Below are 26,012 nucleotides of genomic sequence, written 5' to 3' on the forward strand. Positions count from 1 at the left end.
CCTGATCGACGGGACGGGCCGCGACCGCCGCTGACGCGGCGGACCCTCCTCAGAGTCGGGTCTCGTGCGGGCTGGGTGTGCTGGACACGCCTTTCGCTGGAGGCGGTCGCTCGATAGCCAACAGGAAGAAGTACACTTCATCCTGTTGGCTATTCGTGTATTCGGCGACCATCGGGTTTCCGCGTGCACTACAACATGTGACAGCCGTGTGCATCCGTCCGCGTGGCGTCGGTCTTCGGTAGTGGCCTTTCGGCAGGTGTTCGCCGCCGCCGTCGGGCTTCGATCGATGATCGCCTCCGCGTCGCCCCTCTCGTGGAACGTTCCAGCCAAGGGGATCCGGTCGGGTGCTGCGCGTGGTAGCCACGAGTGTTCCCACGTGTCCGTGTCCGGTACGGCTGACGAACAGCCGGTTCGCGCCCGCATGGTGCTGCGCTCCGGCGAGACGAGAGGTCGAGAGAAGAAATATGACGCAGACAACTGAACGTGCTTCGACCGCGGTCGAGGTCGAGCCCGGTGTTTTCGAATCGGTCGCGCTGATCGACAACGGCAGCTTCGGCACCCGCACCATCCGCTTCGAGACCGGCCGCCTCGCCAAGCAGGCCGCCGGCTCCGTGGTCGCCTACCTGGACGACGAGACCATGCTGCTGTCGGCGACCACCGCCGGTAAGCACCCCAAGGACCAGTTCGACTTCTTCCCGCTCACGGTCGACGTCGAGGAGCGCATGTACGCCGCGGGCCGCATCCCTGGCTCGTTCTTCCGTCGCGAGGGCCGCCCCTCCACCGACGCGATCCTCACCTGCCGCCTGATCGACCGTCCGCTACGCCCGTCGTTCGTCGACGGCCTGCGCAACGAGATCCAGGTCGTGGTCACCGTGCTGAGCCTGGATCCGCAGGACCTCTACGACGTGGTGGCCATCAACGCCGCCTCGGCGTCCACCCAGATCTCCGGCCTGCCGTTCTCCGGCCCGGTCGGCGGCGTGCGCGTGGCCCTGATCGGTGGCCAGTGGGTCGCGTTCCCGACCGTGGAGCAGCTCGAGGACGCGGTCTTCGACATGGTCGTCGCCGGTCGTGTCACCGAGTCCGGTGACGTCGCCATCATGATGGTCGAGGCCGAGGCCACCGACAGGGTCATCGCGCTGATCGAGGGCGGCGCGCAGGCGCCGACCGAGGCCGTCGTCGCCGAGGGGCTGGAGGCCGCCAAGCCGTTCATCGCCCGCCTGTGCCGCGCGCAGTCGGACCTGGCGACCCTGGCCGCCAAGCCCACCGAGGAGTTCCCGCTCTTCCCGCCGTACGCGGCCGATGTGTTCGAGGCCGTCGAGGGCACCGCCAAGCGTGAGCTCAACGAGGCGCTGTCGATCGCCGACAAGCAGGCCCGCGAGGCCAAGATCGACGAGATCAAGCTGGATGTGCTCTCCCGGCTCGGCGAGGACTTCACCGGTCGCGAGAAGGAACTGGGCGCCGCGTTCCGCTCGGTCACCAAGAAGCTGGTGCGTCAGCGCATCCTCACCGACGGCTTCCGCATCGACGGCCGTGGGCTGGCCGACATCCGCGCGCTGTCCGCCGAGGTCGCCGTGATCCCGCGCGCCCACGGTTCGGCGCTGTTCGAGCGTGGCGAGACCCAGATCATGGGCATCACCACCCTGGACATGGTGAAGATGGCCCAGCAGGTCGACTCGCTCGGCCCGGAGACCACCAAGCGCTACATGCATCACTACAACTTCCCGCCGTTCTCCACCGGTGAGACCGGCCGTGTCGGTTCGCCCAAGCGCCGCGAGATCGGCCACGGCGCGCTCGCCGAGCGTGCGCTGATGCCGGTGCTGCCCTCGCAGGAGGAGTTCCCCTACGCCATCCGTCAGGTCTCGGAGGCGCTGGGCTCCAACGGCTCCACCTCGATGGGTTCGGTGTGTGCCTCCACCCTGTCGCTGCTCAACGCCGGTGTGCCGCTGAAGGCGCCGGTCGCGGGTATCGCCATGGGTCTGGTGTCGGACACCGTCACCAATGACAAGGGTGAGGACGAGGTCCGCTACGTCGCGCTCACCGACATCCTCGGCGCCGAGGATGCCTTCGGTGACATGGACTTCAAGGTCGCGGGCACCCGTGATTTCGTCACCGCGCTGCAGCTGGACACCAAGCTGGACGGCATCCCCTCGCAGGTGCTCGCCGGTGCGCTGAACCAGGCACACGACGCGCGCACCACCATCCTGGACGTGATGGCCGAGGCCATCGCCACCCCGGACGAGATGAGCCCGTACGCGCCGCGCGTCACCGCGATCAAGATCCCGGTCGACAAGATCGGCGAGGTCATCGGGCCCAAGGGCAAGATGATCAACCAGATCACCGAGGACACCGGCGCCAACATCTCCATCGAGGACGACGGCACCGTGTTCGTCGGTGCGACCGACGGGCCATCGGCTCAGGCCGCGATCGACGCGATCAACGCGATCGCCAACCCGCAGCTGCCGAAGGTCGGCGAGCGCTTCCTCGGCACGGTCGTCAAGACCACCGCCTTCGGCGCGTTCGTCTCGCTGCTGCCGGGCCGCGACGGCCTGGTGCACATCTCCAAGCTGGGTCAGGGCAAGCGGGTCGCCAAGGTCGAGGACGTGGTGAACGTCGGTGACAAGCTGCGCGTGGAGATCGCCGACATCGACAACCGTGGCAAGATCTCGCTGATCCCGGTGGAGGACGAGGCCGCGGCGGCCGAGCCCGCCGCCGAGACCGAGTCCGTGGACGCCGCCGCCGAGTAGTCGCCAGCGGTAGCTTCTTCCGCCTCGAAACCCCCGCCGTTGCCTACGGCGGGGGTTTCGTCGTCTCGGCGACCTGTGGACGTGGTGCGAATCACTGCGATGCAACGGTGATGCAACGTTGTTTCACATAGTGTTGGCGGACACAGTATGTGAACGGCCGTCGAGTCGCATTTCCCCGCGACTGCGCTCCGGCCGTCCCCTCGGCGTATGCGGTCCGATTGCTGGAGGGTTCTCGGCGCCGCCGATCCAGCCCGGTGTGGGAGATTTTGACGGAATCTGGTCCGGTTTATTACCGGACCGAATACGCTTCAGTCGTCTGCGGGCATGGGTGCCGGGTGATGTGGTCGACGATGGAGGTCGGGGATAGCCGAGTCATAGCTGGAGGGCATGTACCCGATGGCGGTGAGCCGGAATGCGCGGATCGTGTCATAGCCGATCGTGCTGAATGCCGGTGTGAGTGGGTGGCTTCCGGGCAGGGTGCCCCGGTATCGGCCGCCCCGCGCCGAGCCCGTCACCGGTGGGTGCGGGGAGTTCGAGAGTTTGTTTCGCGGCCGCGTGGCGTCTCCTGCGGTCGGTAGAGGGAAGGCAGTCCAGATGACCAACACCACTCCGGCGCGCGCGGGAACAGAGCAGTTGGCGGCGCTGGTGGCGGCGGTCGCGGCACTGGAACCGGCCAGGTCCGCGGTGGCATTCGGTGCGGCGACGGTGTCGTATGCCGACCTCGACGGCAAGCTCACCGCCATGGCGGAGCTGACCGGTGGTGCGCTGGACGCCCAGACACTGGTGCAGGTGGTGCTGGCCGAACTGTTCCCCGACGTGCTCGACGCCGCCGACGGTACCTTCGGTGTGCTGCTGGAGTCGCTCGCCGCCGACGCGATGGCCGTACTCGGCGTGGTGGTGCCCACCGCGCCGACGCTGGCCGACCGATTCGCCGAGCAGGTGGCCCGGACCCCGGACGCCGTCGCGGTGTGCTTCGGTGACACGCTCCTGACCTACGCCGAATTCGACGCGAGGGTGGGCGTTCTGGCCGCGCGGCTGGTCGAGCTCGGCGTCGGGCCCGAGGTGCTGGTCGGGCTTTCGCTACGTCGCGGCATCGAGCTGATCGTCGCCGTGCACGCCATCGTGCGCGCCGGCGGGGCCTACGTGCCGCTCGACCCCGATCATCCGGCGGACCGGCTGCGCTATGTGCTCGACGTGGCGCGCCCGCTGGTGGTGGTGACGCGAGCCTGCGATGAGCCGGATCTGGCCGGCTTCCCGGTGCTGCGCACCGACGATCTCGACTGGTCGGCGGCGCCGGCGGCGGTCGAGCGGCGGGCCGCCACGGGCAATACGGCCTATGTCATCTTCACCTCGGGCTCGACCGGCAGGCCCAAGGGTGTCGCGGTCACGCACAGTGCGATCGTGGCCAACCTGGACTGGCGTCAGCGCGGCTATCCGCTGACCCCGGCCGATGTGGTCCTGCAGAAGACGCCGTACACCTTCGACGTGTCGGTGTGGGAACTGTTCTGGCCCCTGCAGATCGGCGCCCGGCTGGTGGTCGCCGAACCGGGACGGCACGGTGACCCGGCCTACCTGGCCGCGCTGATCGCCGAACATCAGGTGAGCGTCACCCATTTCGTGCCGTCGATGCTGGCCGCGTTCGTCGGTGAGCTGGCCGAGACGCCGGTGGACCTGTCGTCGCTGCGGCTGGTGTTCGCCTCCGGTGAGGCGCTGCCCGCCGCCACCGCCGCCCGCCTGCGTGCTCTGTCGGATGCCGCGCTGCACAATCTGTACGGGCCGACCGAGGCCGCGGTCGACGTCACCGCGCATGCGGTGACCGCCGCGGACACGGTCTCGGTGCCGATCGGCGGTCCCGCCGACGACACCGGACTGCTGGTGTTGGACGAGAACCTCGATCCGGTGCCCGCCGGAGTGGTGGGTGAGCTGTATCTGTCCGGTGTCCAGCTGGCGCGTGGCTATGTGGCGCGGCCGGGGCTGACCGCCGACCGGTTCGTGGCCAACCCGTTCGGGCAGCCCGGCGAGCGCATGTACCGCACCGGCGACCTGGTGCGCGGTCTGCCCGGTGGTGACGAGCTGGAGTACCTGGGGCGCAGTGACTTCCAGGTGAAACTGCGCGGTCTGCGGATCGAGCTCGGGGAGATCGAGGCGGTGCTGGCGACGCATCCGCGGGTCGCCAACGCGGCGGTGGTACTGCACCGGCACGCGGCGGGGGAGGCTTTGGTCGGCTATGTGACCTGTGTCGACGGTGCCGAGCTCGACGAGGCCGACCTGCTCGCGCACGCGAAGGCGGCGATGCCGGAGTACATGGTGCCCGCGCTGTTGGTGCGGCTGCCCGCCATGCCGATCAATGCCAGCGGCAAGCTGGACCGGAAGGCGTTGCCGGAGCCGGACTTCCGGGTCGCGGCCGCCGAGTTCCGGGCACCGGTCACCGCGACCGAACGCGCCGTCGCCGACCTGTTCGCCGAGCTGCTCGGGGTCGACGCCGTCGGCCTCGACGACGACTTCTTCCGGCTCGGCGGCAACTCGCTCGTCGCGACCCGAGCAGTCGCCAGGTTGCAGGCGAGTTTCGGTGTGCGCGTGGATGTCCGGGACTTCTTCGACAGCCCTACCGTCGCGGTGCTGGCGAAACTCGTCGAGGACGGGCGGGCCGACGACCGTCCGGCCCTGGTCGCCGGAGCGCGTCCCGAGGTGCTGCCGCTCTCACCCGCCCAGCAGCGCATGTGGTTCCTGAACCGCTTCGACCCCGAATCCGGCGCCTACAACATCCCGATCGCGGTTCGCCTGTCCGGTGACCTCGAATTGCCTGCCCTGCGCGCCGCGGTCGGCGACCTGCTCGCCCGGCACGAGGTGCTGCGCACGGCGTATCCAGAACGCGACGGGGTGGGCACCCAGCACGTGCTGACCATCGATCAGGCCCTGCGCGCCCTCGCCGACGAAGCCGCGGCGGCTGGGCGCGACCGTCTCGCGCGGTCGGCGGCCGATGGCGCGTTGCTCGCGCCGATCGGCATCGGTGCTTCCGAGCTCCGCGGTGCGCTGGCCGCCGTGCTCGAGGCAGGCTTCGATGTGACGGTCGCGCCGCCGATGCGGGTGCGGTTGTTCGAGGTCGACGGTGATCATGTGCTCGTGCTCGTGGTGCACCACATCGCCGCCGACGGATGGTCGGCCGGGCCGCTGGTGCGCGACACGATGGTGGCCTACCAGGCCAGAACCGGTGGGGCGGCGCCGGATTGGGCGCCGTTGCCGGTGCAGTACGCCGACTACACACTGTGGCAGCGGGAGTTGCTCGGCGCCGAGGACGATGCCGAATCCCGCGCGGGCCGGGAAATCGCTTACTGGCGTACCACGTTGGCGGAGCTGCCGGACGAGTCGAGCCTGCCGACGGACCGTCCGCGGCCCGCTGTGGCGTCGATGCGCGGGCACCGGGTCGGGTTCGAACTCGACGCCGATCTGGTGGCCGGCCTGCGCGCCGTCGCCGCCGCCGAGGGCGCGACCATTTTCATGGTGCTGCACGCGGCCCTTTCGGTGCTGCTGGCGCGGCTGTCGGGCAGCACCGACGTCGCCGTCGGCACCCCGGTCGCCGGGCGTGGGGCCGCCGAGCTCGACGACGTGATCGGCATGTTCGTCAACACCGCCGTGCTGCGGACCAGGGTCGACGGCGCCGAATCGTTCGCGGACCTGCTCGGCCGGGTCCGCACCGACGACGTCGCGGCCTTCGCACACACCACCCTGCCGTTCGAGCGGCTCGTCGAGGTACTGGCACCGGTCAGGTCGGCGGGCCGCCATCCGCTGTTCCAGGTGGCGCTGTCGCTGCTGAACCTGCCGCCCGCCGACTTCGCGCTGCCCGGCCTGCGCGCCACGGCCGTCGACCTGCCCTACGACATCGAGAAATTCGACCTGTCGGTGACGCTGCGCGAGTCCGCCGCCGGACTGTCCGGCGAATTCTCCTACGCCACCGACCTGTTCGACCGCGCGACGGTCGCGACCATGGCCCGGCGCTTCACCGGTCTGCTCACCGCCGTCGCCGCCGCGCCCGCCACCCCGGTCGCGGACCTACCGCTGCTGCTCGACGGCGAACTCACCGAGCTGACCACGCGCACCGGCGGTCCGGTCACGCCCGCGCCGCTGCTGCCCGACGTGCTGGCACTGGCGGCCGCCGACCCCACCGCGGTGGCGCTGCGCGACGGCGCGGACACCCGCACCTACGGTGAGCTCGACGCCGCCGCCACCCGGATCGCGCGGCGGCTGCGTGCGGCGGGGATCGGTCCTGGCGATATCGTCGCGGTGAGCATTCCCCGCTCGGCCGCCTCGGTCACCGCGGTCTGGGCCGTCGTGCGCTGCGGCGCCGCCTTCCTGCCCGTCGATCCGAACTATCCGGCCGAGCGCATCGCCCACATGCTGTCGGATTCCGGTGCGGCAGCGGGCATCACCACTGCCGCCGTGCGGGCCGAGCTGCCGACGGCACTCGACTGGCTCACCATCGATGCTCCCCGGGCCGACGGAGCCGGGCTCGCCGGTTCCGACGGTATCGCTGTCGACGGGACCGCCGTGTCCGATCACCGTGCCGCCGAAGACGCGCGTGCCACCACCGCGTTCGGCGCGGGCGGCGAGCGCTGCGGCGTGATCGACCCGGATGCCGACACCAGGTCGGATGCCGGCCAGGGGCTTGCGGCGGCGGCCGGTGCGGTGTCCCGCCGCGCGCTGGATCCGCGCGACCCCGCCTATGTCATCTACACCTCCGGGACCACCGGTCTGCCCAAGGGCGTGGTGATCCCGCACCGCGCGGTCAGTGCCCACCTGCCGGTGCAGGCGCGACGGTATCTGGCCACGGCCGACGCGCGGGTGCTGCATGTGTCCTCGCCCTCGTTCGACATCTCCGTCGCTGAACTGCTGCTCACCGTCGCCGCGGGCGCCACCATGGTGGTCGCGCCGCCAGGGGTGTTCGGCGGCGCCGAGCTGCGTGACCTGTTGCGGGCCGAACGGGTGACCCATGTGATCATCACGCCGTCGGCGCTGGCGACGGTCGACCCGGCAGGACTGACCGACCTGCGCGTGGTGGTCGTCGGTGGTGAGGCGTGCCCGGCCGAACTGGTGGCGAGGTGGACCACCGCGATCCCCGGCCTGCGTTTCCACAACGGGTACGGCCCGACCGAGACCACCATCGTCGCCAATATCAGCGAACCGCTCACGGCGGCGACGCCGATCACGCTGGGCGCGCCGGTGGCGGGCACGACCGAGCTGGTGCTCGACGAACGCCTGCGCCCGGTCCCGGCGGGAGTCGTCGGCGAGCTGTACATCGCGGGCCCACAGTTGGCTCTGGGCTATCACCGCAGGCCCGGCCTCACGGCGGACCGGTTCGTCGGCAATCCGTACGGTGCGCCTGGCGACCGGATGTACCGGACCGGCGACACCGTGCGCTGGGTGCGGCGGGCCGGGGTGGACGAACTGGAGTACCTGGGCCGCAACGACTTCCAGGTGAAGGTGCGTGGCTTCCGGATCGAGCTGGGCGAAATCGACGCGGTGCTCGGCAGGCACTCCGACGTCGGCTTCGCCGCCACGATCGGTCATCGCACCGAGGCGGGCGCGACTCTGCTCGTCGCGTATGTGGTGCCGGCCGCGGGCGCCCGGATCGACACGGCGGCGCTGCTGGCCCACGCGGCGGCCCAGCTGCCCGCCCACATGGTGCCCGCCACGATCGTCGCCATGGACGCGGTGCCACTGACACCGGTCGGCAAGCTGGACCGCTCCGCGCTGCCCGCGCCCGTGTTCGAGGCCGCCGCCTACCGCGCGCCGGAGACGGCCACCGAAACGGCCGTGGCCGCCGCCTTCGCCGAGGTGCTCGAGGTGGACCGGGTCGGCCGCGACGACGACTTCTTCGAACTCGGCGGCACCTCGCTGCTGGCGACCCGGCTCATGGCTCGGCTCGGTACCGACCTGGACGCGCGCGTCCCGGTCCGCCAGCTCTTCGACACTCCCGTCGTGCGCGCCCTCGCCGCCGCGGTGGACCGCACGCGCGGCACCGGCGCCGGGCCCGCGCTCGTCGCCGGGGCGCGCCCGGAGACGCTGCCGCTCTCGCCCGCGCAGCAGCGCATGTGGTTCCTCAACCGGTTCGATCCTGGTTCGGCCACCGACAACATCCCGATGGCGGTGCGGCTCATCGGTGCCCTCGATCCGGCCGCGCTCCAGGCCGCGATCACCGATGTGCTCGACCGGCACGAAGTGCTGCGCACCCGCTACCCGGAACGCGACGGTCACGCCGTAGCCGAGATCCTGCCTGCCGCGGGTACGGTCGGCGAGGTGCTGCCGCGGATCGTCGAGGCGGCCGCGCTGCCAGGTGCCGTCCGCGCCTTCGCGGCCACCGGCTTCGACCTCACGATCGACGCGCCGGTCCGGGCCGCGCTGTGGCGGGTTGACCCGGCCGAGTACGTGTTGGTGATCGTGCTGCATCACATCGCGGCCGACGGGTTCTCGTTCGGTCCGCTCATCCGGGATGTGCTCGCCGCGTACAGCGCGCGGGCGGCGGGCCGGGCACCGGACTGGACGCCGCTGCCGGTGCAGTACGCCGACTACGCGCTGTGGCAGCACGCGGTGCTCGGCGACGCTGCCGATCCGGCATCGGTGGCGGGCCAGCAGCTGGCATTCTGGCGGGAGACCCTCGCCGGGGTGCCGGAGCAGCTGGATCTGCCCGCCGATCGGCGCAGGCCCGCGGTCGCGTCCCGGCGCGGGGCGGTGCACGCGGTCGATATCGATGCCGCCACCCATCGTGCACTGGCGGATGTCGCTCGCGCACACGGGGTCACCGTGTTCATGGCGGCGCACGCGGTGTTCGCGGTGTTGCTGGCGCGGTTGTCGGCGACTACCGACATCGCCGTCGGGACCCCGGTGTCCGGGCGCGGCGAGCGGGCGCTCGACGATCTCGTCGGCATGTTCGTCAACACCCTGGTGTTGCGCACGGAGGTGCCGCTCGACCTGGCGTTCACCGAGCTCCTCGCCCGGGTTCGGGCGACCGACCTGGCGGCCTTCGAGCACGCCGACGTCCCGTTCGAGCGGCTGGTCGAGGCGCTCGACCCGGTGCGCTCCACCGCGCGCAACCCGCTGTTCCAGGTGCTGCTCTCGCTCAACGAGGACACCGGCGGCGAGGTCGTCCTGCCCGGTCTGACCGTCGCCGGTTTCGACCTGCCGACCGCCGTCGCGAAATTCGACCTCGAACTCACCCTCACCGAGCACCGTGACGACACCGGGTCGCCCGCGGGCATCTCCGGGGCGTTCGTGTACGCCACCGACCTGTTCGACCAGGCCACCGTCGCCGGTTTCGCCGACCGCCTGCATCGCCTGCTCACCGGCCTGCTCGCCGACCCGACCAGCGCCGTCGGCGACATCGACCTGCTCGACCCGGCCGAGTACACCACCCTGCGCAGCGCCTGGAACGCCACCGAGGCCGACTTCGACCACACCGCCACTCTCCCGTCGCTGTTCGCCGCCCAGGTGTCCGCGACACCCGAGACCATCGCCGTTGTCGTGGACAGCGACCCCGCCGGGCGAGGCGACGACGGGGCCCGCGCCGTGGCCGCCGTCCAGTCCCGCGAGATCGCCGGGCCGAACGACGTTTCGGCGACATCGGACCGCACGGCACCAGCGCTCCCGGTGGCCGCTGGTTGCCCCGCGCTGACCTACGCCGAGTTCGGTGGCCGGGTGGCGCGGCTGGCCAGGTACCTGATCGGGCTGGGCGCGGGGCCGGGGAGCGTGGTCGCGGTGGCGCTGCGGCGTGGCCTGGATCAGGTGGTCGCGGTGCATGCCGTGCTGGCCGCGGGCGCCGCGTACGTCCCGATCGATCCCGATCATCCGGCCGAGCGCAACAGTTATGTCCTGGATCTGGCGGCACCGGTCTGCGTGCTGACCGCGACCGGACACGAGCTGCCGGTGGCGGATTCGGTGCTCTCGCTCGACGAGCTCGACCTCGCCGACCTGCCCGATCATCCGATCACCGAAGACGAGCGGCGCGCCACGTTGCGGCCCGAACACCTGGCCTACGTACTGTTCACCTCCGGTTCCACCGGCAGGCCGAAGGGGGTGGCCGTATCGCATCGGGCGGCGGTCAACCAGCTGCGGTGGCTCCAGCGCGAATACGGTCTCACCGCCGACGACACCGTCCTGCAGAAGACACCGTTCACCTTCGACGCCTCGGTATGGGAACTGCTGTGGCCCTTGCAGACCGGCGCCCGACTGGTGCTCGCCACCATCGACGGACATCGTGACCCGGCCTACCTGGCCGCCGCCACCGCCAGGCACCGGGTGAGCGTGGTGCAGTACGTGCCCTCGGTACTGGCCGCCGTCGCCGCCGAACCGGCGACCACCGATTCGCTGCGGCTGGTCTTCGCCGGCGGCGAAGCGCTCCCCACCGAGCTGGCCCGGCGGGTGCGCACCGGCACCGGTGCGCGCGTGGTCAACCTGTACGGTCCCACCGAGACCGCCATCCAGGTCACCACGCGCGAAGCGGGCGCGGAGACGGCCGCTGTCGTCCCGATCGGGACGCCCGTCGCCAATACCCGGGTATACGTGCTGGATTCGCGGTTGCGTCCGGTGCCCGCAGGGGTGCCCGGCGAACTGTACGTGGCCGGTGTCCAGCTCGCCGACGGCTACCACCGCCGCCCCGGCCTGACCGCCGAACGCTTCGTGGCCGACCCACACGGTAGCGGCGAGCGTCTGTACCGCACCGGTGATCTCGTGGCCTGGCGCACCGGGCCCGACGGCCCCGCTCTGCACTACCTGGGCCGCACCGACTTCCAGGTGAAGCTGCGCGGCCTGCGCATCGAGCCCGCCGAGATCGAGTCCGCCCTGACCTCGGTCCCCGGGATCGACCGCGCCGTCGTGCTCGTCCGTGCCGAGGACGGCCGCCCCGACCGGCTCGTCGCCTACCTCGTTCCGGCCGCCGGATCTCCCGACCCGGCGACCCTGGACGCCGCCGTCGCGGCCGTGCTGCCGTCGTACATGGTGCCCGGCGCCTATGTGTTCCTCGACGAACTCCCGCTCACCGTCGCGGGCAAGCTGGACCGGCGGGCGCTGCCTGCACCGGAACAACCCGACCGCGATCTCCGCGAACCGGCGACCACCACCGAACGGATCGTCGCGGCCACCTTCGCCGCCGTGCTCGGGGTGGACCGGGTGGGTGCCGGGGACGACTTCTTCGCGCTCGGCGGCAACTCCCTGCTGGCCACCCAGGTGACGGCCAGGCTGGGGACCGCACTGGATGCCGGGGTGCCGGTGCGCGAGCTGTTCGAGACGAGCACGGTCGAGGCGCTGGCACGTCGCCTCGACGCCCTGCGCGGCACCGGGAGCAGGCGCGGTCCGGTGGCCGGGCAACGGCCGCAGCGGATTCCGCTCTCGCCCGCCCAGCAGCGGATGTGGTTCCTGCACCGCTTCGACCCGGACTCGACCGCCTACCACATCCCGGTCGCCCTGCGGATGCGCGGCGAGCTGGACATCACCGCCCTGCGCGGGGCACTGGCCGACCTGATCGCCCGGCACGAAACCTTGCGCACCACCTACCCAGAATTCGACGGCCGCGCCACCCAGCTCGTCGGCGTCCCGTTCGTGCCCGAGCTGACGGTGACCGACACGACCGCCGCCGCGGTGCCCGCCGCGGTCGCGGCCGTGCTGGCCGGTGGTTTCGACATCACCACCGAGGTGCCGGTACGCGCGGCGCTGCTGCGAGTGCACGCCAGCGAGCACGTGCTCGTGCTCGTGGTGCACCATATCGCCGCCGACGGCTGGTCGATGGGCCCGCTGACCCGCGATCTGGTGGCAGGCTATGCGGCGAGGACGGCAGGCGCGCAACCGCACCTGCCGGCGCTCACCGTGCACTACGCCGACTACGCGCTGTGGCAGGCCGAGGGTCTCGGCAGCGTCGACGACGCCGCGGCGCCACTGGCCCGCCAGCTCGCCTACTGGACCGACCGGCTGGCCGGTCTCCCCGATGTGCTCACCCTGCCCGCCGACCGCCGCAGGCCACTGATCGCCTCGAACCGGGGCGCCACCGTCACCACCGTGCTCGACGCCGAATTGCACCGGCGTATCGAGGAATTGGCACTGGCTCGGCGGGCCACACCGTTCATGGTGCTGCACGCCGGACTCGCGGTGCTGCTGGCGCGGCTGTCCGCGGGCAGCGACATCGTGGTCGGCACTCCGGTCGCCGGGCGTGGGCATCGCGAACTCGACGAGATCGTCGGCATGTTCGTCAACACCGTGGTGCTGCGCGCGCGGGTCGATCCCGCGACCCGGTTCGGCGACCTGCTCGACGCCGTCCGCGCGGGTGATCTCGACGCCTTCGAACATGCCGACGTGCCGTTCGAAACTCTGGTGGACGCGCTCAACCCGGCACGTTCCCAGGGCTATTCGCCGCTGTATCAGGTGTCGCTGGCCTTGCAGAACCAGCGCGTCAGCGCGTTCGAACTGCCCGGGCTCACCCTGTCGGCGGTGCCCATGCCGGACGCGCCGATCGAAGTCGACCTGGACTTCACCTTCGTCGACCGGCACGCCGCCGACGGCACCGCCGACGGTATGGATCTCGAACTGCGCTACGCCACCGATCTGTTCGACGCGGGCACCGTCACCGACCTCGCCGCGATGCTCGAACGGGTGCTACGGGCGGCGGTCACCGAGCCGGACACCGCCGTCGGCGACCTCGCCCTGCTCGACGACCCCGCCGGGGCGATCGGCCCGCACGGCGATATCGTGCCGCTCGCGCGGCCCCTGGCCGAACTCGGTGTGGCGGCCCCGCTGGCCGCGCACCTGGTCGACGCGGCCGCCGCCCGGAATCCGCACGCCGTGGCCGCCGTCTTCGAAGGCACCGACATCACCTACGGCGCGCTGGCCGCCCGCGCGAATCGCCTCGCGCGCAGGCTGATCGAATGCGGTGTCGGCCCGGAGACCACGGTCGCGGTCGCCGTGCCGCGCGGGATCGAGCTGCTGGTGGTGCTGCACGGTGTCCTCGCCGCGGGCGGGGTGTACGTGCCGATCGACCCGGCCCAGCCCGCCGACCGGATCGGGCACGTCCTGGCGACCGCGGCACCACGGCTGGTGATCGCGGCAGGTGCGGGCGACCTCGACCACGTCGACAGCGGAATCCGATCGGCCACCGCCTCGGTGCATTTCGCCGCCGCCTCGCGCTCCGGCTTCCCGGTGCTCACCGTCGCCCAGCTGGAGGATCAGGGGCGGGCGCCGGTGTCGGGCGGGCCGGTCACCGACGCCGAGCGCCTGGCTCCGCTGCATCCCGACCATCCGGCGTACGCGCTGTTCACCTCCGGCTCGACCGGCCTGCCCAAGGGCGTGCTGGTATCGCACCGCGCGGTGGTCAACGAATTGTGCTGGCTGCGTGGGGAGTACGGGCTCACCGCAGCCGATCGGCTGATGCAGCGGGCACCGCTCACCTTCGATGTGTCGCTGTGGGAACTGCTGTGCCCGGCGCTGCTCGGGGCCACCGTGGTGCTGCTGCGGCCCGGCGGCCATCTCGATCTGGCCTACCAGGCCCGCGTGGTGCGCGAACAGGGTGTCACCGTGGCCGAGTTCGTGCCCTCGGTACTGGCGGCCATGCTCGCCGAGGGTCTCGCCGACGACCTGCGCGGACTGCGCATGCTGCACCTCGGCGGCGAGGAACTGCCGGCCGCGCTGGCGGCCACGGTGCTGGCGAGCCTGCCCGCCGAGCTGCACAACACCTACGGTCCCACCGAGGTGGCCATCACCAGCACATTCGCGCAGATCACCGCGCCGGTCGCGCACACCGAGCTGCCGATCGGCAGGCCCACCTGGAATGTGCGCGCCTATGTGCTCGACGAGCGGCTGCATCCGGTGCCCGCCGGTGTCGTCGGAGAGCTCTATCTGGCGGGCGATCAGTTGGCCCGCGGCTACCTCGGCAGGCCCGATCTGACCGCCGCCCGCTTCGTGGCCGACCCGTTCACCGATGCCGGGGCGCGCATGTACCGCACCGGTGATCTGGTGCGCCGGGATCGGTCGGGGGCACTGGTGTACTTGGGCCGCAACGACTTCCAGGTGAAGATCCGCGGGCTGCGGATCGAGCTGGGCGAGATCGAGGCCGCGCTCGGCGACGCGCCGGGAGTGAGCCATGCCGCCGTGCTGCCCGCCACCGACGAGGCCGGACGGCAGTGCCTGGTCGGCTACGTGGCGGGACCGGTCGACACCGCGGTCGTGCGCGCCCACGTCGCGGGCCTGGTCCCCGCCTACATGGTGCCGGCCCACCTGGTGGTGCTCGATGCCGTGCCGCTCAACTCCGCGGGCAAACTGGACCGCTCCGCGCTCCCGGCCGCCGACCTGTCGGTGACCGCCACCTATGTGGCGCCCCGCCCCGGCACCCAGACCGTCCTCGCGGGCGTGGTCGCCGACCTGCTCGGTGTGGCGCGGGTCGGCGCCGAGGACGACTTCTTCGCCGTCGGCGGCAACTCCCTGCTCGCCATGCGCCTGGTCGCCCGCGCCAACGCGGCGCTCGGCAGTGGGCTCGAGGTGCGCGATGTGTTCGACGCCCCGACCGTCGCCGCCCTCGCCGCCCGCGCGGGCAGCGCCGCCGAGCAGCTGCCGCCGCTCACCGCGGTGACGCCACGCCCGGCCCGGATTCCGTTGTCCCTGGCCCAGACCCGCCTGTGGCTGCTGAACCGGATCGATCCCGATTCGGCGGTCTACACCCTGCCCATCGCCCTTCGCCTGACCGGTGACCTGGACACCGCCGCCCTGTGGGCCGCGCTGCGCGATCTGCTCGATCGCCACGAATCCCTGCGCACCGTTTTCCCCGAGGACGCCGACGGGCCCGTCCAGGTCGTCGTGCCGACCGCACGCGTCCTGCCGGTCGCCGAGGTCAGGGCGGTCGCCGAGGCCGACCTGCCCGCCGCGGTCCGCGAGATCATCACCGCGGGCTTCGACCTGACCGCCGAACCGCCGGTGCGCGTGGCGCTGCTGGCCGGGGCTCGCGAGGGCGAAGCCCGGTTGGGCGATGCGGACGCCGAGCATGTGCTGGTGCTCGCGGTACATCACATCGCCGCCGATGGGGTGTCGACCGCACCGCTGGCGCGAGACCTGGTCGCGGCCTACGCCGCACGCAGCGCGGGGCGGGCGCCGGAGTGGGAGCCGCTGCCGGTGCAGTACCCGGACTTCACGCTCTGGCAGCACGACGTGCTCGGCGACGCGGCGGATCCGGGGTCACGGCTGGCCCGGCAGCTGACCCACTGGCGTACCGAATTGGCCGGGCTGGCACCGGTGCTGGAGCTGGCGACCGACCGGCCACGGCCGAGCACGCGCACCGGGGCGGGCGCGTCGGCGGTCTTCGAGGTGCCGGGCGAGGTGGCCGCCGGGATCACGGAACTGGCGCGCCGTCACGGCGTCTCGACCTTCATGGTGGTGCACGCCGCCTTCGCGGTGCTGCTGTCGCGGCACGGCGCCGGACCCGATATCGCGATCGGCACCCCGGTCGCCGGGCGCGCCGACGCCGCGCTCGACGAGCTGGTCGGCATGTTCGTGAACACGCTGGTGCTGCGGACCGGGGTCGACGGCGGCACCGCCTTCGCCGACCTGCTCGCCCAGGTGCGCGCGGTGGATCTGCGCGCCTTCGCCCATGCCGACCTGCCGTTCGAACGACTGGTGGAAGCGCTGGATCCGGTGCGCTCGACCGCCTACTCGCCGATCGTCCAGGTGATGCTGGCATTCGAGCACCGCGACGACACCGTCATCGAGCTGCCCGGCCTGCGGATCGGCGAATTCGCGCTGCCCGCCGCCACCACCCAGTTCGATCTGTCGCTCGCGATGGACGAGATCATTACCGCCACCGGCGAACCCGGCCTGCGCGGTGCGCTGCGCTACGCCACCGACCTGTTCGACGCCGAGACCGTCGCGGCCCTCGGACAGCGGTTCGTCCGGGTGCTCGCAGCGGTGGTCGCCGACGACACCGTGCCGGTCGGCGCCATCGACCTGTTCGACGCCGCCGACACCGCGCGGCTCGCCGCCTGGAACGACACCGTCGCGCCGCTGGACCACACGGCGACCCTGGTGTCGCTGTTCGCGGCCCAGGCGGCCAGGACCCCGGACGCCGTCGCGCTCGACTTCGAGGGTGAACGGATCACCTACGGTGAGTTCGCGATCCGGGTCGCCCGGCTCGCGCGGTGGCTGATCGGCGCGGGCGCGGGGCCGGACACCATCGTGGGTGTCGGCCTGCGCCGCGGCCTCGACCTGCTCGTCGCGCTGTACGCCGCCCAGGCGGCAGGCGCGGCGTACCTGCCCATCGACCCCGACCATCCGGCCGACCGGATCACCGATGTCCTGACCACGGCCGCACCCGTGCTGGTGCTCGCCGCCGACGGCTTCCCCGCGACGCGCACCCGGACCGTCGACCCGGCGCGACTCGAGCTCGCCGGGTTCGCCACCGAACCGGTCACCGACACCGAACGGACGCGGCCGCTGCGCGGCGACGACCTGGCCTACGTGCTGTTCACCTCCGGCTCCACCGGAAAGCCCAAGGGCGTCGCGGTCACCCACACCGCGATCGTGAACCGGCTCGGCTGGATGCAGGACACCTACCGTCTCGACGCCGCCACCGCCGTACTGCAGAAGACCCCGATCACCTTCGACGTGTCGGTGTGGGAACTGTTCTGGCCGTTGCAGATCGGTGCCACCCTGGTGATCGCCCGCCCCGACGGCCACCGCGATCCCGCCTACCTGGCCGAGGTCGTCACCCGCGCCGGGGTCGGTGTCGCGCATTTCGTGCCATCGATGCTGGCCGCCTTCCTCGCCGAACCGCGCGCCGCGGGCTGTGTGTCGCTGCGGCAGGTGTTCGCGTCCGGGGAGGCACTGCCCGCCGCCGACGCGCAGCGGCTGCGCGCCCTGCTGCCAGGGGTGGCGGTGCACAACCTGTACGGGCCGACCGAGGCCGCGGTCGACGTCAGCTTCCACGAGGTCACCGACGCCGACACCGTCACCGTGCCGATCGGCGCACCGGTCGCCAACACCGCCCTGCACGTGCTCGACGCCCGGCTGCGTCAGGTCCCGGTCGGGGTCCCCGGCGAGCTGTACCTGGCCGGTGTCCAGCTCGCCCGCGGCTACCTCGGCCGCGCCGACCTGACCGCCGACCGTTTCGTCGCCAACCCGTTCGGTACACCGGGCGACCGCATGTACCGCACCGGCGATCTCGTCGTCCGCACCCGTACCGGTGAACTGGAGTACCTGGGCCGCACCGACTTCCAGGTGAAGCTGCGTGGCCTGCGCATCGAACTGGGTGAGATCGAGGCAGCACTCACCGGGCTCGACACCGTCGAGCGGGCGGTCGTCACCGTCCGTGACGACGGCACCGGCGCCTATCTGGCCGCCTACCTCGTGCCGGCGGCAGACAGCGCGGAATCGGAGATCGATGTCGCGCAGGTGAGAACCGCACTCCAGCGCGCACTCCCGGCCTATATGGTGCCGACGGCGTTCGTCGTCCTCGACGCCTTGCCGGTCAACGCCTCAGGGAAGCTGGACCGGCGCGCGCTGCCCGCACCGGAGCTGGCGCCGCGCGAGTTCCGTGCGCCGGCCACCCCGGCCGAACAGCTGGTCGCCGGTGTGCTGGCCGAGGTGCTCGGCGTCGAGCGGGTCGGCGCCGACGACGACTTCTTCGATCTCGGCGGCAACTCGCTGATCGCGACCAAGGTCACGGCCAGGCTCGGTGCCGCGCTCAACCGTCAGGTGCCGGTGGCGCGGATCTTCGAGAATCCGGTGGTGGCCGCGCTGGCCGCCGCGCTCGACACCGCCGACGGCGGGGCGAGGCCCGCGCTGGTGGCGGGGGAGCGGCCCGCGCTGATCCCGCTCTCGCCCGCCCAGCAGCGCATGTGGTTCCTGAACCGGTTCGACCCCGACTCCGCCGGGTACAACGTGCCGATCGCGGTGCGGCTCACCGGCGCGCTCGACACCGCCGCGCTGGCCGCCGCGATCGGCGACCTGGTCGACCGGCACGAGGTGCTGCGCACCGACTACCCGGAAACCGCCGACGGCCCGGTGCAGCGGATTCACTCCGCCGCCGAAGCCGGTGTGGCCCTGCGGATCCGCGATGTCGCCGCCGAGGATGTGCTCACCGAGGTGACGGCGCTGGCCGCCACCGCCTTCGACGTCACAGCGGGCGTGCCGTGGCGGGCCGTGCTCTACCGGATCTCCGATCAGGAGGCGGTGCTGGCGCTGGTCGTGCACCACATCGGCGCCGACGGATCCTCCGTCGTGCCGCTGGTCCGCGACCTCATGACCGCCTACCTCGCCCGCCGCGACGGTGCCGAACCCGGTTGGGCGCCACTGCCACTCCAGTACGCCGACTACGCGCTGTGGCAGCGCGCCGTCCTCGGCGACGAGACCGACGCCACCTCGGTGGCCGCCCGTCAGCTCGACTTCTGGCGTCGTGAACTCGCCGAGCTCCCCGACGAACTCGCCCTGCCGCTGGATCGGCCGCGCCCGGCCGTGCGCACCATGGTCGGCGGCACGGTGCCGGTCACCGTGGACGCCGCGACCCATGCCCGCTTGGCCGAGCTGGCCAGGGGCGCGGGCGCGACCCTGTTCATGGTGGTGCACACCGCGTTCGCCGCCCTGCTCGGCCGCCTCTCCGGCAGCGCCGACATCACCGTCGGCACGCCGGTCGCCGGGCGTGGGGACGCGGCGACCGAAGAGCTGATCGGCATGTTCGTCAACACGCTGGTGTTCCGTACCCGGCTGCGGGCGGGGGAGACCTTCGAGCAGCTGCTCGCCCGGCAGCGGGCCACCGACCTCGCCGTCTACGCCCACGCCGACGTGCCGTTCGAACGGCTCGTCGAGGTGCTCGACCCGGCGCGGTCCACCGCACGGCATCCGCTGTTCCAGGTCGGCTTCTCGTTCCAGAACTTCGCGCGCGCCGACCTGGCGCTGCCGGGGATCACCGTGACCGGGCTCGATCTGGGCAACGAGCTGTCGCAGTTCGATCTGCATCTGATCGTCGGCGACGACTACACCGCCGGTGCGCCCGCCGGGGTCACCGGCGTCCTCACCTACGCCGACGACGTGTTCGACCCCGAGACCGCGGCGGCGATCGCCCGCAGACTGGAACTCCTGCTCGCGGCCGTCGCCGCGGCGCCGCACACCCCGCTGGACGCCATCGACGTGCTCGAACCCGCCGAGCGGACCCGCGTCCTCACCGAGTGGAACGCGACCGCGCACGAGATCGACCGCGCGGCCGACCTGCTCGCCCCCTTCCGGGCCATGGTCGACGCCAATCCCGCCGCGACCGCACTCGTCGCCGGTGACACGGCACTGACCTACGCCGAGTTCGCGGCCAGGGTCAACCGTTCGGCGCGGTATCTGATCGCGCAGGGGGTCGGCCCCGAGGTACCGGTCGCCCTCGCGATCCGCCGCTCCGTCGATCTCGTCGTCGCGATGTACGCCGTCCTCACCGCGGGCGGCGCCTACGTCCCGGTGGACCCCGACCACCCGGCCGACCGCATCGCCCAGATCCTCGACACCGCCCGCCCCCGCCTGATCCTCACCACCGAGGCGACCGATTTCGAGGTTCCGCCCGCGCAGCCGCCGAACGCGGCGCCGGAGCACCGCGCGGCCATGACGGACCAGGACCGGCACGGCACATCCGCGCCGCCGGTCGTCGTGCTCGAGTCCGTCGACCTGGCGGCGTACCCGGACCATCCGGTGTCGGCCTCGGAACTCACCGCGGCGCTGCGGGATTCGCATCTGGCCTACGTGCTGTTCACCTCCGGCTCGACCGGCAGGCCCAAGGGCGTGGCGATGAGCCGCGCGGGTGTCCGCAATCAGATCGCCTGGCTGAACTCGCAGTACCGGATCGGTGCCGACGACAGCTACCTGCAGAAGTCCGCCGCCGGTTTCGATCTGTCGGTGTGGGGATACTTCGCGCCCTTGGCCGCGGGGGCGACGCTGGTACTCGCCACCGCCGACGGCCACCGGGACCCGGAGTACCTGGCCGAGCTGATCGCGGCCAGGGGCATCACCGTCACCGATTTCGTGCCGTCGATGCTGGCCGTGTTCGCCGCGCACGCCCGGCCCGACCAGCTGACGAGCCTGCGCCTGATCCTCGCCATCGGCGAAGCCCTCACCCCCGACGTGGTCGCCGCTGTCACCGCGAAATCCGCTGCGGCGGTGCACAACCTGTACGGGCCAACCGAAGCCGCGGTCTCGGTCACCGCCTGGCCCGCCGACGGCGCCACCGGCCCCACCGTCCCGATCGGTGTCCCCGAATGGAACACCGAGGTCTACGTACTGGACGAGCGGTTGCGACCGGTCGCACCTGGCGTGGCGGGCGAGCTCTACCTGGCCGGTGACCAGCTGGCCCGCGGCTACCTCGGCAGGCCGGAACTCAGCGCCGATCGCTTCGTCGCCAACCCCTTCGGCGGCTCCGGCGACCGCATGTACCGCACCGGTGACCTGGTTCGCTGGACCCGCGACGGTGTGCTGATGTATCTGGCGCGCAAGGACTTCCAGGTGAAGTTCCGCGGCCAGCGGATCGAGCTCGGCGAGATCGAAGCCGCCATGACCGGGCTCGACACCGTCGGCCAGGCGGTGGCCGTCGTCGCGCCGAGCCCGACCGGCGACCGGCTCGTCGGCTACGCCGTTGCGGTGCCCGGCGCCGAACTCGATGCCGCGCGGCTGCGTTCGGCCGTGGCCACGGTGCTGCCGTCGTACATGGTGCCGTCGGTGATCGTCGTGCTCGACGCGCTCCCGCTCAACACCTCGGGCAAACTCGACCGGGCGGCGCTGCCCGCACCGGAATTCGTCGCCACCCCGTTCCGCGCCCCGGTGTCCCCGGTGCAGCGGGCCGTCGCCGAGGTGTTCGGCGAGGTGCTCGGCCGCGACCTGGTCGGCCTCGACGACGACTTCTTCGAACTCGGCGGCAACTCGCTGGTCGCCACCAGGGTCGCGGCCCGGCTCGGCGCCGCCCTGTCGACCAGGGTGCCGGTGCGCACCCTGTTCGAGGCGAGCACCGTCGCGGACCTGGCCGCAGCCCTGGCCGGACGGGCCGGCGGCGGGGCAGGCCTCGCGCTCACCGCATCGGCACGGCCGCACCGGATTCCGCTCTCGGCCGCCCAGCAGCGGATGTGGCTGCTCAACCGGCTCGATCCGGAATCCGCGGCCTACAACATCCCGATCGCCGTGCGGCTGCACGGCGATGTCGACGCCGACGCGCTGGCCGCCGCCGTCACCGATGTGCTCGACCGGCACGAGGTACTGCGCACCGCCTACCCGGCCGTCGACGGTATCGGACACCAAGCTATCTGGCAGTTCGTGCCGACCCCGGTCGTGGAAACCGTCGACCCGATCGCGGTGCCCGCCGTGGTGGCCGCCGAGATCGGGCGCGGATTCGACGTCACCGCCGCACCGCCGGTGCGGGTGCGGGTGCTGCGCTGCGGTGCCGACGATGTGGTGCTGGTGGTGGTGATCCACCACATCAGCGCCGACGGATTCTCCGCCGGACCGCTACTGCGCGACACCACCACCGCCTATCTGGCGCGCCGGGCGGGTGCCGAACCGGGCTGGGCACCCCTGGCGGTCCAGTACGCCGACTACACGCTGTGGCAGCGCGCCGTCCTCGGCAGCGAGGACGATCCCGGTTCGCTCGCCGCCCGCCAGCTGCGCTTCTGGCACGACCGGCTCACCGGTCTGCCCGGCCTGCTGGAACTGCCGACCGACCGGCCGCGTCCCGCGGTCGCCTCGCAGCGTGGTGCGAGCGTGGAAGCCACCGTCCCCGTGGCGATCTGGCATCGGGTTCGGCAGCTCGCCCGGCGGGTGGACGGCAGCGAGTTCATGGTCGCGCACGCGGCACTGGCCGTGCTGCTCGCCCGGCTCGCCGGCACCGGCGACATCGCGGTCGGCACACCCGTCGCAGGTCGCGGCGAAGCGGCGCTGGACGAGCTCGTCGGCATGTTCGTCAATACGCTGGTGCTGCGCACCGCCGTCGACCCAGCCGCCTCGTTCACCGAGCTGCTCACCCAGGTCAGGCGGGTCGACCTGGACGCCTTCGAACACGCCGACGTTCCGTTCGAACGGTTGGTCGACGTGCTCGACCCGGTGCGCTCTACCGCGCACAGCCCGCTGTTCCAGGTGCTGCTCGCCTACCAGAACATGGACGCCGCACCGGCCGAGCTGACCGTGCCCGAGTTCACCGTTACCGGCCTCGGCAGCGAGACCACCATCGCCAAGTTCGACCTGGACCTGGTGCTGTCCGGCACCGCCGACGGCGGGTGCGCGCTGAGCCTCACCTACGCCACCGACCTGTTCGACGTCGGCACCGCCACCCGCATCGCCGAGGGCTACCTGCGGCTGCTCGACGCGCTCACCGCCGACCCGGCCGGGGCCGTCGGCGACCACGACCTGCGCACCGACGCCGATCGCGAACTGCTCGACACCTGGCGCGACACCGCCCATCCGGTGCCCGCCGCGGTCCTGCCGACCGGATTCGACCGCCAGGCCACCGCGACACCCGAGGCGGTCGCGGTCATCGATGGGGACACCGAGCTCGGCTACGGCGAATTCGCCGCGCGGGTCAACCGGCTCGCCCGCCACCTGGTGGCGCACGGCGTCGGCCCCGACACGGCGGTCGCGGTCGCGCTGCGCCGCTCACCGGAACTGCTGGTGGCGGTGCACGCGGTCCTCACCGCGGGCGGCACCTATCTGCCGATCGACCCGGATCATCCGGCCGACCGGATCACCCGCGTTCTGCGGACCGCGCACCCGCTGTGCGTGCTCAGCACCGCCCGCGATGCCGCCGACCTGCCCGCCACCGGTGCGGCCGAGCTGATCCTGCTCGATCGCACCGACCACACCGGCTACCCGGCGGGCCCGCTCACCGACGCGGACCGAGCGCAGCCGTTGCGGCCGGAGCACACCGCGTACGTGATCTTCACCTCCGGCTCGACCGGCGAGCCCAAGGGCGTCGGCGTGCCGCACGGCGCCATCGTCAACCAGTTGCACTGGATGGCGACGGAATTCGGCTTCGGACCGGGCGACACCGTGCTGCACAAGACGCCGATCACCTTCGACGCCTCGATCTGGGAACTGCTGCTCCCGACCAGGGTGGGCGCCCGCATCGTCGTGGCCCGTCCCGGCGGCCACGCCGACCCCGCCTACCTGGCCGAGGTGATCGCCCGGCACGGCGTCGACACCGTCCAGTTCGCCCCGACCGTGCTCGCCGCCTACCTCGCCGAACTCGAATCGAACCAGCCGGTCGTCGGCGCGGAATTCGGCGTCGTGGAACGCGCGCGGCCGGTGCGATCGAGCGACGTCGACACGGTGGCCGGTGGGTTCAGGTATCCGCGGCGGATCTTCGCCGGTGGTGAGGCTCTGCCCGCCGCGCTCGCCCAGCGCACCCGCGTGGTGACCGGCGCCGAGGTGATCAATCTCTACGGCCCGACCGAAACCGCCGTACAGGTCAGCAGTCACGTGGTGGCCGATGCCGACCAGGTGACGGTGCCGATCGGAAACCCGGTGTGGAACACCGGGCTCCATGTCCTCGACGGGCGGTTGCGGCCGGTCCCACCGGGCGTGGTCGGTGAACTGTATGTCGGCGGTGCGCAACTGGCGCACGGCTATCTCGGTGCCGCCGCGCTCACCGCCGAGCGGTTCGTGCCCGACCCGTTCGGGGCGGCGGGCGCGCGGATGTACCGCACCGGCGACCTCGTCCGGTTGCGGCTCGGCGCGCACGATGCGCCCGCGCTCGACTATGTCGGCCGGTCGGATCTGCAGGTGAAGCTGAATGGTCAGCGGATCGAACTCGGCGAGGTGGAGGCCGCGCTGCTGCGGCAACCCGGCCTCGCCCAGGCCGCGGCCGCGGTGGTCGCCGCGGCAGGCGCGGATCGGCTCGTCGGCTATGTGGTGCCCGGCACGGATCGGGAAGGGCCCAACGCCGATCCGGCCCGGCTGCGCTCGGCGCTGGCCGCCGAACTACCCGGCTACCTGGTGCCCGCCACGATCCTGGTCCTCGACACCTTCCCGGTGAACACCTCCGGCAAGCTCGACCGCAGGGCGCTGCCGGTGCCGCAGCTGCGCCGCGCCGCCTACCGTGGGCCGGTCACCGAGACCGAGCGCGTGGTGGCCGAGGAGTTCGCCCAGGTGCTCGAGCTGGACCGGATCGGCATGGACGACAACTTCTTCGACCTCGGCGGCAACTCGCTCACCGCGGTCCAGCTGTCGGCCCGGCTCGGCCGATCGCTTGGCGTCGACGTGCCGGTGGCGTGGTTCTTCTCCGGGCCGACCCCGGCGGTGGTGGTGGAACGCCTTCGCGCCGAAGACGATTCGGCCGACGACGCGTTCGCGGTCCTGCTCCCGCTGCGCGCGGGCGGCACCGGTGCGCCCCTGTTCTGCATCCATCCCGTCGGCGGGGTGTCCTGGTCGTTCGCCGGGCTCACCCGCCACCTCGATCCGCGTCGCCCGGTCTACGGCCTGCAATCGCCGGCTCTCACCGCGGGCGAACCACTCCCGGACAGTATCGACGCGTGGGCGCGCCGTTACGTGCGCGCCATCCGCGAGGTGCAGCCCGACGGGCCGTACCACCTGCTCGGCTGGTCGCTGGGTGGGCTGCTCGCGCACGCGGTGGCCACCCTGCTGCAGGCCGAGGGCGCCGAGGTGGCACAGCTGGCGATGATGGACAGCTGGCTCGGCGACGCACCGGAGCAGACCCCGCCGCCCACCGTCGGTGATCTGCTCGGCGGGTTGGCGGGCGCCGAGTTCGACCGCGAGTTCGACGCCGCGGGTCTGGCCGCCGCCGCGGCCGACCTGGGCGGACCGCTGGCCGCGCTGGACCGCGACCGGATCACCCGCATCCTCGACGCCGCCACCGAATCGCTACGGCTGGTCGAGGAGTACCGGCCGCGTCGGTTCACCGGTGATCTCGTGTACTTCGCCGCCACCGTCGACGACCCCACCGGCGCCAGGGGTGCGGCGACCTGGGTCGAGGCCGTTACCGGCGCCGTGCACCGGCACGGCATCGCCGCCACCCACTGGGCGATGGCCGGCGATGCGGCCCTCGCCCGGATCGCGGCGGTCCTCGACGGCGCCGACCCCACGGCCGCTCCGGTCGGGTCCGGCACCGGTGACCCGGCCAGGGCCGCTGCGCGGGCGGGGGCGCCGGGCGCATAGAATCGCTGAGCCGGCCGTCGTGCCAGCTGCCCGCATTCGAGGCATCCGCGCACGTCGCCAGCACCCGCTTTGCGAGAGGTCGAGAAACCATGCCAGTACAGCCGTCCGGTGGGATCGGGTGACGAAGCC

Annotated in this window: 2 protein-coding genes; both read left to right on the plus strand. The window is 72.1% G+C overall.

Annotation, left to right across the window (positions count from 1 at the left end; all coding sequences use genetic code 11):
* Positions 1 to 464 precede the first annotated feature (464 nt).
* Positions 465 to 2,744 (plus strand): polyribonucleotide nucleotidyltransferase, encoded by a 2,280-nt coding sequence (locus ACFOW8_RS17085; protein ID WP_378551604.1) that lies wholly within the window; start codon positions 465 to 467, stop codon positions 2,742 to 2,744.
* Between the two features lie 594 nt (positions 2,745 to 3,338).
* The gene (locus ACFOW8_RS17090) at positions 3,339 to 25,883 is read left to right on the plus strand and encodes a non-ribosomal peptide synthase/polyketide synthase (RefSeq protein WP_378551605.1); all 22,545 of its coding nucleotides are present in this window, start codon (positions 3,339 to 3,341) and stop codon (positions 25,881 to 25,883) included.
* Positions 25,884 to 26,012: the final 129 nt, after the last annotated feature.

Source organism: Nocardia rhizosphaerae (assembly GCF_042650365.1).
GTDB classification, from domain to species: domain Bacteria; phylum Actinomycetota; class Actinomycetes; order Mycobacteriales; family Mycobacteriaceae; genus Nocardia; species Nocardia rhizosphaerae.

Coding starts and splice junctions, on each gene's coding strand:
- ACFOW8_RS17085 (WP_378551604.1), top strand. CDS start 465: ATGACGCAGACAACTGAACGTGCTTCGACCGCGGTCGAGGTCGAGCCC.
- ACFOW8_RS17090 (WP_378551605.1), top strand. CDS start 3,339: ATGACCAACACCACTCCGGCGCGCGCGGGAACAGAGCAGTTGGCGGCG.